15 protein-coding genes are annotated in these 16,172 nt (G+C 62.6%); 3 read left to right on the top strand and 12 right to left on the bottom strand.

Features of this window, described 5'->3' with window-relative positions; translation table 11 throughout:
* The first annotated feature begins 18 nt into the window (after window positions 1-18).
* Window positions 19-924, top strand: a complete 906-nt coding sequence (locus NTU39_RS24190; protein ID WP_257958748.1) for a pirin-like C-terminal cupin domain-containing protein — start codon at window positions 19-21, stop codon at window positions 922-924.
* Here the strand turns inward: NTU39_RS24190 and NTU39_RS24185 are convergent, their stop codons facing one another.
* The 4 genes from NTU39_RS24185 to NTU39_RS26950 all read right to left on the bottom strand — a co-directional run bounded on the left by NTU39_RS24185 (window position 925) and on the right by NTU39_RS26950 (window position 5,897).
* Window positions 925-2,151: a trypsin-like serine peptidase gene (locus NTU39_RS24185; RefSeq protein WP_150666160.1), complete on the bottom strand. Its 1,227-nt coding sequence runs from the start codon at window positions 2,149-2,151 to the stop codon at window positions 925-927.
* The gene (locus NTU39_RS24180; RefSeq protein WP_257958747.1) at window positions 2,139-3,281 is read right to left on the bottom strand and encodes a hypothetical protein; all 1,143 of its coding nucleotides are present in this window, start codon (window positions 3,279-3,281) and stop codon (window positions 2,139-2,141) included. The genes NTU39_RS24185 and NTU39_RS24180 overlap by 13 nt, the downstream gene beginning before the upstream one ends.
* Before the next feature lie 360 nt (window positions 3,282-3,641).
* Window positions 3,642-5,693 (bottom strand): TonB-dependent receptor, encoded by a 2,052-nt coding sequence (locus NTU39_RS24175; protein ID WP_308340631.1) that lies wholly within the window; start codon window positions 5,691-5,693, stop codon window positions 3,642-3,644.
* A gap of 27 nt (window positions 5,694-5,720) precedes the next feature.
* Entirely contained in the window at window positions 5,721-5,897 is a 177-nt protein-coding gene (locus NTU39_RS26950) for a hypothetical protein (RefSeq protein WP_308340630.1), read from the bottom strand.
* 323 nt (window positions 5,898-6,220) lie between these two features.
* Here NTU39_RS26950 and NTU39_RS24170 point away from each other — a divergent pair, with 323 nt between their 5' ends.
* Both NTU39_RS24170 and NTU39_RS24165 read left to right on the top strand, forming a co-directional pair.
* Window positions 6,221-6,493 carry a helix-turn-helix domain-containing protein gene (locus NTU39_RS24170; protein WP_257958746.1) on the top strand — a complete coding sequence of 91 codons (273 nt, stop codon included), beginning with the start codon at window positions 6,221-6,223 and terminating at the stop codon, window positions 6,491-6,493.
* A complete protein-coding gene (locus tag NTU39_RS24165) occupies window positions 6,477-7,730 on the top strand; it encodes a type II toxin-antitoxin system HipA family toxin (RefSeq protein ID WP_246184724.1) in 1,254 nt (417 codons plus the stop codon). The genes NTU39_RS24170 and NTU39_RS24165 overlap by 17 nt, the downstream gene beginning before the upstream one ends.
* Here NTU39_RS24165 and NTU39_RS24160 read toward each other — a convergent pair whose 3' ends face one another.
* From NTU39_RS24160 to dsbD, 8 genes are all read right to left on the bottom strand, one after another.
* Window positions 7,731-8,618, bottom strand: a complete 888-nt coding sequence (locus NTU39_RS24160; protein ID WP_150666155.1) for a uracil-DNA glycosylase — start codon at window positions 8,616-8,618, stop codon at window positions 7,731-7,733.
* A 62-nt stretch (window positions 8,619-8,680) separates the two neighbouring features.
* On the bottom strand, window positions 8,681-9,376 hold the full coding sequence (locus NTU39_RS24155; RefSeq protein WP_257958745.1) for a CYTH domain-containing protein: 696 nt from the start codon (window positions 9,374-9,376) through the stop codon (window positions 8,681-8,683).
* Window positions 9,377-9,520: 144 nt separating this feature from the next.
* Complete coding sequence (gene trpC, locus NTU39_RS24150) at window positions 9,521-10,333, bottom strand: indole-3-glycerol phosphate synthase TrpC (RefSeq protein WP_257958744.1); 813 nt, start codon at window positions 10,331-10,333, stop codon at window positions 9,521-9,523.
* Between the two features lie 30 nt (window positions 10,334-10,363).
* The gene (gene trpD / locus NTU39_RS24145; protein WP_150666153.1) at window positions 10,364-11,392 is read right to left on the bottom strand and encodes an anthranilate phosphoribosyltransferase; all 1,029 of its coding nucleotides are present in this window, start codon (window positions 11,390-11,392) and stop codon (window positions 10,364-10,366) included.
* Window positions 11,393-11,468: 76 nt separating this feature from the next.
* Window positions 11,469-12,056, bottom strand: coding sequence for an anthranilate synthase component II (locus tag NTU39_RS24140; RefSeq protein WP_150666152.1), 588 nt, complete (start codon window positions 12,054-12,056; stop codon window positions 11,469-11,471).
* Between the two features lie 401 nt (window positions 12,057-12,457).
* Window positions 12,458-13,282 carry a thiol:disulfide interchange protein DsbG gene (gene dsbG / locus NTU39_RS24135; protein ID WP_257958742.1) on the bottom strand — a complete coding sequence of 275 codons (825 nt, stop codon included), beginning with the start codon at window positions 13,280-13,282 and terminating at the stop codon, window positions 12,458-12,460.
* Between the two features lie 3 nt (window positions 13,283-13,285).
* Complete coding sequence (locus NTU39_RS24130; protein ID WP_257958741.1) at window positions 13,286-14,122, bottom strand: TlpA disulfide reductase family protein; 837 nt, start codon at window positions 14,120-14,122, stop codon at window positions 13,286-13,288.
* On the bottom strand, window positions 14,119-16,041 hold the full coding sequence (gene dsbD, locus NTU39_RS24125; RefSeq protein ID WP_308340674.1) for a protein-disulfide reductase DsbD: 1,923 nt from the start codon (window positions 16,039-16,041) through the stop codon (window positions 14,119-14,121). The genes NTU39_RS24130 and dsbD overlap by 4 nt, the downstream gene beginning before the upstream one ends.
* Window positions 16,042-16,172 lie beyond the last annotated feature (131 nt).

The following is a 16,172-nucleotide window of genomic DNA, read 5'->3' as shown; positions in this document are numbered from 1 at the left end:
GCACGCGCAGGTTCCCCCATGGCCCATCCGACGCCCCTGCATCCGCGTCTGACCAAGCGCCCGGCCGCCCATGCCGGTGCGAACGCCATCCCGCGCGTGCTTCCCGTTTCCCGTCCCGGCCGATGTGCGGCTGCGGCGGGAGCGGGTGTTTTCGATCAGGTCGAGCACACGGACCCGTTCCTGTCGGTCGACCTCTTCCGTCGTCATGGCGCGTGCATTCCGCCGCATCCGCATGCCGGGTGTGTCGTGGCGACATATCTTTTCCCCGAATCGACGACCTCGCTGCGCAGCCGTCACGCCCACGGTGGCGACGACACGCTGCATCCCGGCGATCTGCTCTGGCTGGAAACGAATTGCGGCACGGTGCATGAAGACGTCCCGGAGAACGCGTGCGCTTCAGTGCGCGGCGTGCGCATGGTCGTCAGTCGTGCCGGACAGCATCCGCATGGCGCACCCGTGCAGACGGTCGTGCGCGCCGGGTCGATGCCGCGCTGGCGCGAGGGCGATGTCGAACTGACGTTGATCTGTGGACGCTGGGCTGAGCATGCAGTGGAGCGCAACGACGGCGGTTGCACGACGTTGCTGCAGCTCGACTGGCATGCCGACGCGGTTCGGACGCTCGACATTCCGTGCGACGGTCGCCGTTGGATCGCGTTGATCGCACAGGGTGACGCGGCAGTCGCCGGACACCCGTTGCGTGCGGAAGGCAGCGTTCAGGCGTTGTTGTTGCCGCCCGGCACTTGGCAACTGGCAGGACGCAGCGGCGCACGCCTCATGCTCGCCGGTGGCGAACCGCTGGACACCCCCGTGGTCTATCGCGGCAACTTCGCCGCACGCGACGAAGCCGATCTGGTCGCCCTCACTCGCCGCTATCAGCAAGGGTCGATGGGCGTGCTCACGCCCGTTTGCGTCGAGCGGAAGTAATCACTGAGTCACCCCAGCATCGGCAAGCGCTTTGCGGATGCGGTCGACTTTGATGGCGTTGTTATATGTCGCCTTCTCACTATCTCCCCCGTAGCCACCGTAGTGCAGTCCAACGATCATCCCGTCGGACAGGCGCACGACCGGCGAGCCGGAATTGCCGCCCCACGTCGATGAGTCGTAAGAGAACTGTTGCGGGTCGAGGCTCGGGTTTATCAACAACATGCCCGGCGCGATGCGCTCGGCGGGGAACGGTATCTGACTGTCCGGCAGCTTGAACATCGTATCGATCTGCTTCTCCGACAGATAGGTGCAATCGTCCCCGGCATCGGCCCCGGCACAACTCACCGGACGCGACGGATATCCAATGACGGCAACACGCGAACCTTCGGTCAGATTGAAGTTGGCGGCGAGCGGTGCGGCAGGCGGCAGTGCGTTGTCTTCCGTCCGGAGAATGGCGTAGTCGTTGTTCTCGCCGTCGCCGCCCACCGCTTCGATGGCGACGATGCGTACATCTCGCTGCGGCGAGCGTGTGGCGCAACTCGAATACTCCAGAGGGAACGATACGACCAGCAATTGCTTGCCGTAGAGACGCCACGCGCCCTGTTTATCGATATAAGCGTAGTTCTGAAGGACATGCCGATTCGTGATGATGTGAGACTTGCCCACGACGAACGCCGTCGCCCCGACGCTCATGTAAGTCGGTTTCGCTGCCGCGTCCGGCTGGTAATACTGGAAGATCACGCCGACGCTTTTCGCCACTGTAGCGAGTGACGACGACACATCGCCGATGTAATCGCGCCAGCTACGCCAAGCGGTCATCTGATCGTTTGCCCAGGGGGCGCCCGAGCACACACCATAGACAGGGCGCGTGACGACGCGAATCGTCTCCGTCTTCTCCTTCAGGTCCTTGAGCGATTGCGGCGGTTCGCCGTCGAGCAAGCGCGAGGCGGCGGCGATATTGTTGCGCGCCTGATCGATCTCCTGCACCTTCGCGGCGACGAGCGGCGTCTGTGAGTTCTTCAGCCACACCGCCTGTTCCTTCTTAAGCGCGAGATCCTGACGCTGCAACTGCGATTTCACGTCGAGCGACTCGGCTTCTTGTCGGGCCTGCGTGGCCGCGGAAGTGGCGACGTTCGGGGCCTGCGTCTGTGCCCCCGCATGGATCGTATAGCTCGTGATCAGCGCGCCGATGGCTATCCCAAGATTTAGCCGGTTCATTGTTTCCATGCCTCCGGAACGGCGCGCACCGCAGCGTCGGCGGCGGCGTACTGGGTCTTGGCCTTATCGAAGTCGTCCTTCAGTTCCTTGAAGAACGCGACCAGCTCGGCGATCGAAACGTGCTTGTCGTTGACGAGCGTGACCAACTGGCTTTCGGCCTCGATCAGCTTGTTGCGTAGCAGGACCGGCGACGGGCTGGCGTGCAGGGCGTCGTATTCGGCGAGTTGTTCGTTGGCCAGCATGCCGAGTTCGCGAATGCGAATGTCGTCGTCGGCATTGGAGATTTTTGCGGGCGTGAGCAACAGCTTGAGGAACGTCGCATAGGGACGTTGCAGCGACGCGATCTGACGTCGATTCCACGCGTCTGCGACGGTCGATTCCTTGAAGTCATTGTTCATCACCGTTTCAAACTGGGGATGGAATTCGTTCACGTACTTGGCGAAGCGCTCCTTGGCCGCCATGTCGTTGTATGCCGTCAATCCCGTCTGAATGAGCGCGGCGAGCGCCTTATAGGCGGCGACCGCGACCGGAATGACGGCGGTGACCGCTTCCGTCGACACGGCTGTCGACGGGCGTCCCTGCTTCCAGTCGATCAGACGCTTTTTCAAATCGGCGGCGCAGGCGGCGACGGCGTTTTTTGGAACCGTGCCGTCGGGAATGCCCGGAACGGTGATCGGTTTGCGTAGCGCCTGAAAGCGAGACCACTGACCGCCGATGGAATTGTCGCCCTCGGCGAGCACTTGTTTGAGGCCACCAGCGTACGCCGTGTCGAATGACAGGGCGGCTTTTTCTCTGACGAAGTCGTCCGTTCCGGCGCAGACGAAGCGAGCGAAAGAGCCTTGCGGGTCGTCCGCATCGATGTCGAAGATACGGACCTCGTTTGCTTTCACGTGACGTGTTTGCACGTAGTACTCGACGGCTTCGATGCGCCGCACGCGAGAGCGGGATTTGAGTTCGGTATCGAAGGCGTCGGCAGAGGCTTTGACGGCTGCGTCGAAACCATCGGCGGCGCTTTGCAGCGAATCCTTGCTACGGATCTGCGTCGCAGAACATCCCGCGAGTGCGGCGATGGCGACAACGATAACGAACGACCGCGCGGCATTGGCACACGCGGTGACAGCGACTCCCCGATTTGCCATCTCGAACCCCCGAACGAATAGGCAAACTGCGTTATGACGAACGTCTTCTGATTGTTTTCATGCGGTGCGTGGACACTCGAATGGCATCCCGTCTGCCGCGCGGCGTCATCATGTCACGCAGACTGGGGTCACACAATGAAACGGGCGATGTGAGTCGAGTGTTTGAAATCAGGCTTCGCTGTAACAACGAATCGAGGCCAGACGGGGGAAGTGCGGCGGGGGAGGAGGATGGGGGAGGGGGATGGGGGGAGGGGGATGGGGGAGGAGGATGAGGGAGGGATTTGCAGGAAGCCCGGCGGCACTCGCCGGATTTCCTGCGTCAGCCCGATCAGCAAGGTGAGCGGGCCGACAACAACTCGCTTACTGATGGAAGTTCAGCGTCAGCATGGCGGTACGGCCCGGTGCCCACGTGGCGTAGATCGGGTAAGCGCTGGCGTAGTACTTCTTGTCGAAGATGTTCTGCACGTTCAGTTGCAGATCGACCGAGCGCGACACGCGGTACGTGGCGACCGCGTCGAAGCGGGCATAGCCCGGCGTCCACTTGCGCACGGTAGACGACACCGATGCGTAGGTCAGGCTCGAGAGCGTCATACCTGCACCCAGCGTGAGCTTCGGCATCACTTCGTAGTCGGTCCACAGCGTCAGGTTGTGCTTGGGCACCATCACCATCGGCAGACCGTTCGAGCCCGGCGCAGCGGCCGGACCGGCATCGGTCGTGATCGCGTTCAGGTACGAGTAGCCGCCGAACACGCGCCAGTGGTTCGTCAGATTTCCTGCCCAGCCGAGTTCTGCACCGCGCACGCGCTGGCTACCCGCGTTGATCGTGCCGCCCAGACCGTCGGAGACGCGAGCGTTCGTCTTGTCTGTCTGGAACAGGGCTGCGGTCAGCGACAGGCGCTGGTCGATCACGTCCCACTTCGCGCCGACTTCGATATTGCGGCTACGTTCGGGCGACAGGTTGTTGTTGGTCGCGGTGATCTGATCGGTACCGCCGCCCAGACCGCTGTTCGCGCCCGGCGGATTGGCCGACGTACCGTACGACGCGTACAGGCTCAACGACGGCAGCACCTTGTAGACCACACCCAACTGGAAGCTGAACAGGTTCGAAGTGTTGTTCAGGTCAGGGGCACCCGCTTGCACGGCGCTCACGTCGAAGCGGTCGAAGCGCGCACCGGCGTTGAGCAGCCAGCGGTCCGAGAGCTTCACGCTGTCGAACAGATAGGCCGATGCGGTGTTCGTACGCGTGTTGGTGGCGGCACCCGGGAAGGCCTTGTCGCCGTTAAGCGTCAGGGTGCCGGTCCACGGATTGTCCGGGTTCCAGTTGCCGATGGTCGTGCAGTTGTACGCGATCGAGCACGGACCGCCCGAGCGGATGTTGTTGCCTGCGCTGTCTGCGACGAGATAGCCCTCGTAACGACTTTGCTCGTTGCTGAACTCCAGGCCCGTCGTGAGCGTGTGCTCGAAGCCGAACAGCGTGGCCTTGCCGGTCAGTTCCGTCTGGTTGGCGATGCTGTTGGTCGCGTACTTACCGCTCTTGGCTTGTAGCGAGATGATGTTCGACGTGGCCGACTGGAACTGCGGGTTCGTGGCGACGTAATCGAGCGTCGAGCGGCCGACCATCGTCGTATTCTTGATCTTCCACGTGTCGTTGATGCGGTGTTCGACCTTGATTTCGCCAGTGTCCGTTTGACCGCGACGGTAATCGCGATTGTTCAGGCCGTAAAACTGGTTGCGCTGGAAGCCGCCGTCCGGCGTGCCGCCCGCCGAGCGGAACGGTGCGCTGAAGTCCGGCATGTCGTACGAATTCAGGTGGTAATAGCTGATCGTGACGGTCGTCGGACTGTTCAGACCGAACGCCACCGACGGTGCGATACCCCAGCGCTTGCTGTAGACGTTGTTGCGACCGGCCTGATCGGCGTCGTGACCCATCATGTTCAGGCGCACGGCAGTCTGGTCGTTCACCTGACGGTTCACGTCCAACGTCAGACGCTTGTAGCTGTTGGTCCCGAGACCGAAGCTTGCGTTGGTGAAGTCTTCCAGTCGCGGCGTCTTCGTGGTGATGTCGATGCTGCCACCCACGGCGCCACGTCCCGCGTAGACCGAGTCCGGGCCCTTGATGACGCTGATGTTCTCGATGTCGAACGTCTCGCGATTCTGCACGCCCGAGTCGCGCATGCCGTCCACGAAAATCGAGTTACGCGATTCGAAGCCGCGAATGACCGGACGGTCGGCGGACGGGTTCGCCGCAGCGTCGCCACCGAGGAACGTGATGCCGGGCACGGTCTTGAGCGCGTCGGCGAAGGTCGTTGCATTCGTCTGCTTGATCAGCTCCTCGGGAATGACGGTGATCGAGCGCGGCGTGTCGCGCAGCGGGGCGACGAACTTATAAGACGGCAGCGTTTTCGTCTGCATGGCCGACGACACGGCACTGTCGTTGACCTACGTCGTGGGCAGCGCGACGGCCGGAGCGTTGGTCGAGCCAGTGGCTTGCGGCGCCGCGTCAGCAGTGTTGGCAGGCGTTTGAGCGTGAGCGGATTGGGTGGCGAAGCTGCCAGCGACGACTAGGGCGCAGGCGACGGCGAGCAGACGCTCGCGCGTCTGAAAGGCGGTAGACATACGTGTGTTCCAGCTGCGGCGCCACCTTCGGACACTTCGCAGGCCGGGTAACGCACGGTTTAGTAGTTTTTGTTAATGAGATTGATATGGATTCTCATTACGGAAATGGAGTGTAATGGCTTCACTTTTGTATGTAAATGCTTAAGAGCGTATGCAGAATCGTATACGTTGTTGTGAGTCGAGCGATGCGCAGTTTGCGTGATTCATTTTGTAAGTGATAACGATCATTTTTCGCAAAAAAATTAAAAATGATCGTTATCACTTACATATTGGACTTTCGTTTTTGTCAGTGTTGGCTATCATGGGAAGTGAATTTCCCGAAAATGATCGCCATGACTGACTTTTCTATTGACGTCCTGCCAAGCCAGTTCGGGGCCAGTTTTCAGCGGGCCCGCAAGGCCCGCAAGCGTTCGCAAATCTGGGTCGCCGAGCATGCGGGTTTGAGTCGCATGACGATCGTTCAGCTGGAAAAGGGCGAGAATGTCGGCCTTCATGCGGTGATGAAGGCGCTCGGTGCGCTCGATCTCGGACTTCGTCTGGATACCGCGCGACTGAACTACGACGACATACGTCGCATGGATGACGACGATGGATGATGCCAAGCTCAAATCACTGATCATCGGTACTCCGCAAGGCGATGCCGGTTCCCTCACGAAAGAATCGCGCTACGTCTTCAATTACGCCACTTCGGAACGTTCGCGCGAGGTGTCGCTTGTCATGCCGTACCGCGCCGAGAGTTACGCCGACACCGCCTTACCCAGCGTCTTCGCCATGAATCGGCCCGAAGGTTATCTGCTCGACAAGCTTCGGGAGCGTTTCGGCAAGTTCATGCGCCTTGACGACATGCGACTGCTCGCGATCACGGGGGCTAATCAAATTGGTCGTCTTCGCTACTTCGTGCCGGAGAAACCGCGCGAGTCGTTGCGCGCAGAAGTGGGACTGTCGACGCTGCTGAACTCCGGGGCAAGCGACGAGTTGTTCGACCATCTCGTCGGCCTCTACCTGTCGTCGGGCATTTCCGGATTCCAGCCCAAGGTCATGATGCCGGACGCCGATGCGCTCACACCCATCGTGGAAAAAAGCACGGCAGTCACGCCGGACCTGATCGTCAAGGCTGCCGGAGAAGACTATGCGCATCTCGCGCAAAACGAGTTCCTTTGTATGGCCGCCGCCCGCGAAGCCGGGATTAGCGTGCCGGAGTTCTGGCTCTCCGACGACGGATCGTTGTTCGTCATGCGACGTTTCGATCTCGAGGGCGACGCGCGGCAACAACTCGGATTCGAGGACATGGCGGTGCTGCTGGGGCGGTCAGCCGAACAGAAGTATCTTGGGTCCTACGAAAGGATTGCAGAGATGATTGGCTATTTGTGCGCCGAGAACCGGGCCGAAAGTCTCGTGCGATTCTTCGACTATGTGACGTTGTCCGTGATGGTGCGTAACGGCGATGCGCATCTCAAGAACTTTGGACTGATCTATGATCGGCCCGGCGGACGCGCGCCCTCGCTGGCACCGTTATTCGACGTTGTGACCACGACCGTCTATTCGCACTTCGATCCTCAGTCGGGCCGCACGCTGACGGATCGGACGCTGGCGCTCAAGCTAAACAAGCAGCGAACTTATCCCGACACGAAGGCGCTGATGACGTTCGGCAGAACCGTCTGTGGTGTCGCTCACCCGGAGCGGGTTGTCGAGCGTATCGAGACTGCAATGCAGGCGACGCTCGACAAACACGCACCTCGCATCGACCCCGAACTCCTCGGCGTCATGCGCCGCGAGTGGGCGCAAGGCTGTTCCGCTGTGGGTCCCGGGAAGCGCTTTGCCGTGCGCGCGTGACTACGCCGGAACCTGCCAGTCGATGGGCGTCTTGCCGTGCTTTTCGAGGAAAGCGTTGGCGGCGCTGAAGTGGCCGCAGCCGAGGAAGCCGCGATGGGCCGATAGCGGGGAAGGGTGCGGCGCTTCGAGCAGCAGATGGCCGTGACCGTTGAGCAGGGGGGCTTTCGCCTGCGCATGACTACCCCACAGCAGGAACACCAGCGGGCCTTGCTGTTCGGCGAGGCCGCAGAGCAAGGTGTCCGTGCAGGCTTGCCATCCGCCTTTCTTGAAGGGCTTCGCGTGGCTCGCGGCATTGGCGGCTTCGACGGTGAGCGTCGTGTTCAGCAGCAGCACGCCCTGTTTCGCCCAGGCGTCGAGGTTGCCATGCGACGGCGGCGCGATACCCAGATCCCGTTCGATCTCTTTGTAGATGTTGCGCAACGACGGCGGCACGCGCACGCCGCGCTGCACCGAAAACGCCATGCCGTGCGCCTGCGCAATGCCGTTGTCGTCGCCGTGATACGGGTCCTGTCCAAGGATGACGACTTTCACGTCCTTCGGCGACGTCATGCGCAGCGCATGGAAAATGTCCGCCGGATAGACGGTCTTGCCCGCCGCGACTTCGGCGTCGACGTATTGGCACAGCGGGGCGTAAGCGGCGCTCTGCACGAACGGGGCGACCAGCGTTTTCCACGCGTCGGGCAGCGCAGCGAACTGGTCTTCGACGCGGCCCTTCAACGGACCGGCCACGGTGACGGGACTGTCACTCCGGGTGTCGCCCGTCTCGCCCGTCTCGTTTGTACCGTTTGTACCGTTTGTACCGTTCGTACCGTTCGTCTCGCCGAAGAGAGAGCCTTGTCGCGCCTCGTCGGCGTTCTGGGCGGTTGCAGTTCGTGAGCGTGATGCCATGCGTGATATGTGCGGAGTCTGCTGAATTAACGGGTTCGTCGAAGTGCGAGCTCGAAGCGCGTTCAACCGCCCAGCACCTTTTGACGCAGACGATAGCCGCGCTGCGCCTTGCTGACGTTGTCGCTGTGCAATTCCGGCAAGACCGCGCGCAGGTCTTGCGCGAGTGCCTGGAGAATGCGTTCGCCCTGACCGTCGTGGCCGTCGTCGGGCGCATCGAGCAATTCCAGTTCCACTTCAATGAGCGGTTCCGTGTGACGCTGGCCGTTGGCCTGCACGGCGACTTCGCCACGATCGAACGCGATTTCCACGGCCGTGCCGTCACCCGCGACGTAGCGCCACAGGCGTCGCACGAAGTTCGTCTCGAACTGCGCCACGACCTTCGCGCCTTCGACTCGCAACAGCGCGGCCGTCGTCGGTACATCGCAGGCGGCGATGAGGGGCGCGAGTTCAAGCGCCTCGCCTTGCACGGCCTGTTCCCACTCGTGACGCACATGCAGTCCGTCGCGCGCTTCGCCCACCGACTTGAGCGTTTGCAGCCACTGTCCGGCATGAGCGTCGCGGGCCACGTAGCGCAGACGCAGCGCAGCCTTGGCGCTCGCGAGCGCGAGATCCGGCGTATCGAAGTAACGATTGACGAGATGACGTTCGCCGCGCGCTTCAGCGCCGGGCAACCGGTCGAGATGCGCAATCAGTGCGTCCGCGCGTGCTGCGGGGAGGTCGCCCGGGAGGGCTAGTTTGAGTTCGCGTTCGATGGCCATCGGGGCCGCTCCTGTGTGGGGGACGCCGGGCGTGCCGGGTATCGCGACACCGTGCCGGAGCGACGCGTCTTGCCGGAAGCCGGGCGGTGCCCCATCACGGGACACCGCGCCATCGACCGCTTGCGTGACTCGCGAAGATGCGGGTCAGCGGGGCATGTCGAACAGGGTGGCAAGTGCGTCGCCCGGCTCGGGCGCGCGCATGAAGGCTTCGCCGACGAGAAAGGCATTGACGTTGGCCGCGCGCATGCGCGTTACGTCGTCACGCGAAAGGATACCCGACTCCGTCACGACCAGACGATCCTGCGGGATATGTTTCAGCAGGCCGAGCGTCGTGTCGAGCGTGACTTCGAAGTTGTGCAGGTTGCGGTTGTTGATGCCCAGCAGCGGGGTGCGCAGTTCTAGTCCTGCGTCCAGCTCCTGACCGTTGTGCACTTCGACAAGCACGGCCATGCCCAGCTCGTGCGCCTGCGCTTCGAGATCGCGCATCTGCGAGAGTTCGAGCGCAGCCGCAATGAGCAGAATGCAGTCGGCGCCCATGTCGCGGGCTTCGTACACCTGGTACGCGTCGATCATGAAGTCCTTGCGCAGGACCGGCAGATCGCACGCGGCGCGCGCTGCCTTGAGGTACTCGGGCGCTCCCTGAAAGAACTGCACGTCGGTGAGCACCGACAAGCACGCCGCACCGCCTTGCTGATACGACTCGGCGATCTGCGGTGGCACGAAATTCTCACGAATCACGCCCTTCGACGGGCTGGCCTTCTTGATTTCTGCGATGACACCGGGCAGGCCAGCATCGATCTTCGTGCGCAGTGCGCCCACGAAGTCGCGGGTGCGCAGCGCGCTGTCGCCAACGGTCGCTTCCGCGTCGCGGCGCAGGCTCGCGAGGTCACGCACGCGCTTTGCAGCGGCGACTTCTTCGGCCTTCACGGCCAGGATCTTGTCGAGAACGGTAGACATATCGGTAGATAACTCTGGGGCTGCTGAAGGTTATGCTTTGAAGCGTTGCGTGTACGTGACGAATTCGTGGAGCTTTTCGCGGGCCGCGCCGCTGGCGATGGACTCGCGGGCCATCTTGATGCCGTCGGCGATCGTCGGTGCGCGATTGGCTGCGTAAAGTGCGGTTCCGGCGTTGAGCGTCACGATCTCGCGGGCGGTGCCTTCAGTGTTGTTGAGTGCTTCGATCAGCATCGTCTTCGATTCCTCGGCGCTGCCGACCTTCAGGCTGCGATTGCTCACCATCTGCAATCCGAAGTCCTCCGGGTGGATTTCATACTCGGTGACCTTGCCGTCCTTCAACTCGCCGACGAGCGTGGCTGCGCCGAGCGAGACTTCGTCCATGCCGTCCTTGCCGTAGACGACGAGCACGTGCTCCGCGCCCAGACGCTCCATCACGCGCACCTGAATGCCGACCAGATCCGGGTGGAACACGCCCATCAACTGATTCGGTGCGCCAGCCGGATTCGTGAGCGGGCCGAGAATGTTGAAGATCGTGCGCACACCCATTTCCTTGCGGACGGCGGCCACGTTCTTCATCGCGGGATGATGGTTCGGTGCGAACATGAAGCCGATGCCGACTTCGCGCAGACACTCGGCCACCTGTTCGGGCGAGAGCATGATGTTCACGCCGAGCGCTTCGAGCACGTCGGCGCTGCCCGACTTGGAGCTCACGCCACGGTTGCCGTGCTTGGCGACCTTCGCGCCTGCACCGGCGGCCACGAACATCGAGGCCGTCGAGATGTTGAACGTATGCGACACGTCGCCACCGGTGCCCACGATGTCGACAAAGTGCTCGTCGGCGGGGGCGTCCACATGATTGGCGAACTCGCGCATGACCTGCGCGGCAGCGGCGATCTCGCCGATGGTTTCCTTCTTCACGCGCAGACCGGTGATGATCGCGGCCGACATGACGGGCGAGATCTCGCCCTTCATGATGAGACGCATCAGATGCAGCATCTCGTCGTGGAAGATTTCGCGGTGTTCGATCGTGCGCTGAAGCGCTTCTTGCGGGGTAATCATTTGTTGTCCTCTCCTCTGTCGGTGCTTGTCGGGTGCATAGCGCGCATTCGCTGATTCGGACGCGCTTTGGGATGTCTCAGGCGGCAATGGCCGTACGCGGCGCAGCTTGCACAAAGTTGCGCAGCACGGCGTGGCCATGCTCCGACAGAATCGATTCGGGGTGGAATTGCACGCCTTCGACGTCGAGCGTCTTGTGGCGCACGCCCATGATCTCGCCGTCGTCCGTCCATGCGGTGATCTCGAGACATTCAGGCAACGAGGCGCGCTCGATGGCGAGCGAGTGGTAGCGGGTGACGGTAAAGCGCTTGGGCAGATTCGCGAACACGCCTTGCTGCGTGGTTTCGATCTCGCTCACTTTGCCGTGCATGATCTGTTGCGCGCGAATGACCTTGCCGCCGAACGCTTCGCCAATGGCCTGATGCCCGAGGCAGACGCCGAGGATCGGGATTTCACCGGCGAAGCGCTTGAGTACGTCGAGCGTAATACCCGCGTTGGCCGGGCAGCTGGGGCCGGGCGAGAGGCAAATGCGGTCGGGGGCAAGCTCGGCGATGGCGTCGAGCGAGATTTCGTCGTTGCGGAAGACTCGCACGTCTTCGCCCAGTTCACCGAAGTACTGGACGATGTTGTAGGTAAACGAGTCGTAGTTGTCGATCATCAGCAGCATGATGGTCCCTGTTCGTCTGGTGACAAAGGATTGTCGAACGCATGGAATTAGCGAGTGTCCCCTGAGCGTGCCCCCACATTGACTTCGCGATCCGCGGGGGAGGGCGCTATGGGGATGAGATAGACGTGGCGGGTTACCGCCACCAGCGCAGGGCGGCGGTCAGGGGCGACCAGAGGAGGGAGGAAGACTGATGCGACTTCATGGTGATGCCGATTGTAGCAGCAACTCCGGCGCGCCGTGAATGGGTGTCGCAAAAAGCGGCCATTCGGCGAAATTCGGGCGTCTTATGGCCGATTCCCGCAAGAATGTGCGCCTGACGCCCACCAGTCTTCGATGATTCTGCGACGCCTGCCGGCCGGTGTGCCGAAACGGGCGCGCGTCGCCACCCGCCCGGCCGTGGCTCATTTTTCGCCAAGGATGGTCGGGAGCGCAGTGGACGGAGGCATGCCGTTCGCCCGTTCCACAATGCCCTTGTCGTTGCGATATACGATACCGGGCGTGCCACGGAAGCCGAGTTCGGCCATCAGCATCTGGTTACTCTGAAGTTTCTTCGCAATGGTCTCGGTAACGCTCCGTGCGGGTTTAATGCCGCCCTGCGCAAACTTTCGTTCGTTTTGAAGCAGTGCGGCTGACGGGTTAGGTGCGCCCAAGATCGCGGCTGCCTTCGTCACGCTGTCGGGCTTGATGACACCGACGAGCACGTGGCGCATCTGCACCTTGCCCGAGTCGACCCACGGCCGAGCCGTCTCCCAGAAGCGATTGCAGTAAGGGCAATTCGCGTCGCTGAAGGTGTAGACGATGCGCGGTGCGTCTTTCTTGCCGTCCTGCACCCAGTGCGCGGCGGCGAGCTTCGACCAGATCGTATCGCCCAGCGGTTTTTCGATAAGTTGCGTCACGCGCTCGATGTCGAGCGGTTTGCCGTCCGCGCCGATGCGGGTACCGACGATGGCGGTGCCGTCCGCCAGCACATAGACCGCCATCGGCTGCTGACCGGCCAGTCCGGCGAAGGCCTGGAGGCCTTTGACCCCGGTGTCGAACGGTTGCAGAGATGTCACGCCTTCGTGCTCCAGCGCCTGCACGATGACCGGCTTTGTGGCACCGGGAGCAGTGGCGGAAGAAGTGGGCGAACCCGATGCGGGTGCTGCATCTGCGGCAACGCCGACCGTCGACATACAGAGCAGCGAGAGCGAGCTGATGGCGAGAGCGAGAGTCTTGCGAACCGGCATGGATTACTCCTTGGGCGTACGGGACGCCGGGGATTGTTGAAGATGGCGATGCAGCGCGTCGCGTAAGCGCGCGGCCGTCAGTTCGCCCAGATGAGCGTCGACGAGACGGCCATTCGTGTCGAAATACAGCGTGGTGGGCAGCGCACGCGTTTCGGACGCGCGCATGGCTTGCGACTGGGGATCGAGCAGCAGATGGTCGAACGTCAGTCCCTGCGATTGCACGAACTCGGCCACCGTTTGCGCTGCTTCACCTTGATTGATCATCAGGAATCGCACGTTCGGATATTCCTTCTGTGCTTGTGCAAGCACTGGCATTTCGCGTCGGCACGGCGGGCACCAACTTGCCCAGAGGTTCATGACGACGGGCTGACCGCGATGACTTTCCAGCGCGACGGTGCGTCCGTCGAGGGTGTTGAGCGTGAGCGAGGGCAGAGGCGGAGCATCGCGCAGCGCGACACCCAGACCCGCGAGGATTGCCCCCCAGATCGCGAGACCAGCTGCCATGCCCGCAAGCATCGGCCGCCGCTGCGCCCGATCCCGGCGCGTGCGCCAGAGACCCCATGCCAGGGCGGCGAGCGCCCCGGCCCAGACGTCGAAACCGCCGTCGCCAATCGCAATGAACGACCACGGCCTTGCGGCGTATTCGGGCCACCAGCGAATCACGTACGCTGCACGTGCGATGAACAGACCGACGAAGAGGGCGTCGAGCAGTACACCGGCACCGGCGCGTCGCGAATTCGCATCCGTTTTTCGCAGCAGATAACGCGCCACCAGCCACGCAAGGATGGTCGCTGCCGCGAGGGCTGCCGTCTTCGCGGAGAACGGGCCGAGTCCAATCATGAAGCCTCCGTGTTTTGGGCCGCATCGAGGCGTTGCAGGAACGTCTGTGCGGTCATTTCACCGACCATGCGATGCGCGCGAACTTCCTTGCCCGTCGCATCGACGAGGATGAGCGTGGGCGGTCCCATCACGCTCCAGTGCTTCATCAGCGCCTGATCGATATCGTTGTTCTTGGTGACGTCGGGGCGCAGCACCTGCATGCGCGCCAGACGCGCGGCCACTGCCGGATCGCCGAAGACGTTGCGCTCGATGACGTGGCAACTCACGCACCAGTCTGCGTAGAAATCGATGAGCGTCCATTGCCCTTTGGCAGCGGCTTGCGCGATGCGCACATCCACGTCCTGTTCGGATTTCACGCTGACGTAATTCACCGACTTGCCTGCGCGCTGGCCCGTGCCATCGCTCCCGGTGAGCGCTACGCCATCCGCCCGCGCCAGCGGACGCAACAACGACTCACCGCCCGAAGCTGCACCGACGAGCAACAGCACCGACCAGAGCGCGGCGAGCGTCGAGGTAAATACTAGCGTCCAGCACGCAGGCTTGCCGCGAAGCGCCCATGCCCAGCCGCCGATGCCCACGGCCAGGCCGACGCCGAGTGCGCCCCACAACCCAAGCGTGACGTGACCAGGCAGGAAGCGGCTCAGCATCTCAATGGCCATTCCCGTCATGACATAGCCGAAGGCGATGCGTACACGCACCATCCACGGCCCCGGGCGAGGCAGCACACGCGCACCGAACAGCGATATCGCCAGCAACGGCGTGCCCATGCCGAGGCCCATGGCGAACAGTGCGCCGCCACCCATCCACGCATTGCCTGTCTGGCTGATGTAGAGCAGTGCGCCCGCCAGCGGCGCCGTCATGCAGGGGCCGACGAGGAGGGCCGAAAGAAACCCGAGCGCGGCCGCACTCGCGAGACTGCCGCCTGTGCGGTTACGACCAGCGGCGTCCAGACGATTCATGATGAACGCAGGCAGGCGCAGTTCGAATAGTCCGAACAACGACGCAGCGAGCACCAGAAAGAGGGTGGCGAACGCGCTCAGGAGCCACGGTGCTTGCAGCGTCGCCTGAAGGTTGGCACCGGCCAGGGCAGCCGCCACGCCCACGCTGGCGTAGGTCAATGCCATCGCGACGACATACGCGCTTGAGAGTGCCAAAGCGCGCAACGGCGAGGGCCGATTGCCGACAATCATCGTCGAGACGATGGGGACCATCGGCAGCACGCACGGCGTGAACGCCAGCAGCAGTCCGAAGCCGAAGAACAGCAATTTCGCTGCGATGGGGTCGAGCGCCGCGAGCTGGGCGGCAGCGGCCTGATCGGCGGCGAGCGTTTCGGTGTCGCCCGTTGTCTCGGGCGAAGCGGCCGTCGCCGCCGCGTTGGCGGTGGGGGGCGCCGGGGCGTCCGACGCGTCGTCCGGAGCCGCCGGTGCCGAGGTCGCGGCCGGAGCGGAAAGCGCGGCAAGCGCCGTCGACACGTCCTTGTACCCGCCCGAAGGGAAATCGCCGTTCAGCGAAATTCGCACCTTTTGCGGGGGATAGCAAATCCCTGCCTGGGCGCAGCCTTGCCAGTAAAGCGTAACGAAATCCATTCCCGCCAATTCAGGCAACTTCACATGCAAATCGTCGTCCCAGAAGATCTGGGTGTTCCCGAAGAACTCATCGAAGTGTCGGGTGCCATCGGGCAGCGTGAAGTGGACGGGCTTGCCGTCGGAATCTTCTACGCGAATCGAATGACGATAAACATAGTGATCCTTAGCAATCTTGCTGGAGATGATAATGACACCGTCTTCACGGCGAGGTGCATCGAGGCGAAGCACTTGCGCGACGTCCAGCACCTGATTTCCGGACTGCCAGGGCAGCACGGCGGCGGCGGGCGTCACGAGGGTGACGCCAAGCGCACTGAGTGCGCTGAGCAAAATCACAAAGATGAAAAGTATTCGGCGAAGCAATCTGTTCTCCTCGGGGCGGTCGAAGCAAGACAGAGCGTGGCGCAGAACGATTAACCGAGAGTTAACACCCCGTCTCGCCAACAGTCCTGCATCATCGCGATGCG

This window comes from Pandoraea commovens, assembly GCF_024704525.1.
Taxonomy (GTDB): domain Bacteria; phylum Pseudomonadota; class Gammaproteobacteria; order Burkholderiales; family Burkholderiaceae; genus Pandoraea; species Pandoraea commovens.
The sequence above is the reverse complement of the archived record's forward strand: the minus strand, read 5'-3'. Positions and strand labels throughout refer to the sequence as shown.

Bases quoted from the DNA above. Each gene is read 5' to 3' on its own strand.
- NTU39_RS24190 (WP_257958748.1), top strand. From the start codon at position 19: ATGGCCCATCCGACGCCCCTGCATCCGCGTCTGACCAAGCGCCCGGCC.
- NTU39_RS24185 (WP_150666160.1), bottom strand. From the start codon at position 2,151: ATGGAAACAATGAACCGGCTAAATCTTGGGATAGCCATCGGCGCGCTG.
- NTU39_RS24180 (WP_257958747.1), bottom strand. From the start codon at position 3,281: ATGGCAAATCGGGGAGTCGCTGTCACCGCGTGTGCCAATGCCGCGCGG.
- NTU39_RS24175 (WP_308340631.1), bottom strand. From the start codon at position 5,693: ATGCAGACGAAAACGCTGCCGTCTTATAAGTTCGTCGCCCCGCTGCGC.
- NTU39_RS26950 (WP_308340630.1), bottom strand. From the start codon at position 5,897: ATGTCTACCGCCTTTCAGACGCGCGAGCGTCTGCTCGCCGTCGCCTGC.
- NTU39_RS24170 (WP_257958746.1), top strand. From the start codon at position 6,221: ATGATCGCCATGACTGACTTTTCTATTGACGTCCTGCCAAGCCAGTTC.
- NTU39_RS24165 (WP_246184724.1), top strand. From the start codon at position 6,477: ATGACGACGATGGATGATGCCAAGCTCAAATCACTGATCATCGGTACT.
- NTU39_RS24160 (WP_150666155.1), bottom strand. From the start codon at position 8,618: ATGGCATCACGCTCACGAACTGCAACCGCCCAGAACGCCGACGAGGCG.
- NTU39_RS24155 (WP_257958745.1), bottom strand. From the start codon at position 9,376: ATGGCCATCGAACGCGAACTCAAACTAGCCCTCCCGGGCGACCTCCCC.
- trpC (WP_257958744.1), bottom strand. From the start codon at position 10,333: ATGTCTACCGTTCTCGACAAGATCCTGGCCGTGAAGGCCGAAGAAGTC.
- trpD (WP_150666153.1), bottom strand. From the start codon at position 11,392: ATGATTACCCCGCAAGAAGCGCTTCAGCGCACGATCGAACACCGCGAA.
- NTU39_RS24140 (WP_150666152.1), bottom strand. From the start codon at position 12,056: ATGCTGCTGATGATCGACAACTACGACTCGTTTACCTACAACATCGTC.
- dsbG (WP_257958742.1), bottom strand. From the start codon at position 13,282: ATGCCGGTTCGCAAGACTCTCGCTCTCGCCATCAGCTCGCTCTCGCTG.
- NTU39_RS24130 (WP_257958741.1), bottom strand. From the start codon at position 14,122: ATGATTGGACTCGGCCCGTTCTCCGCGAAGACGGCAGCCCTCGCGGCA.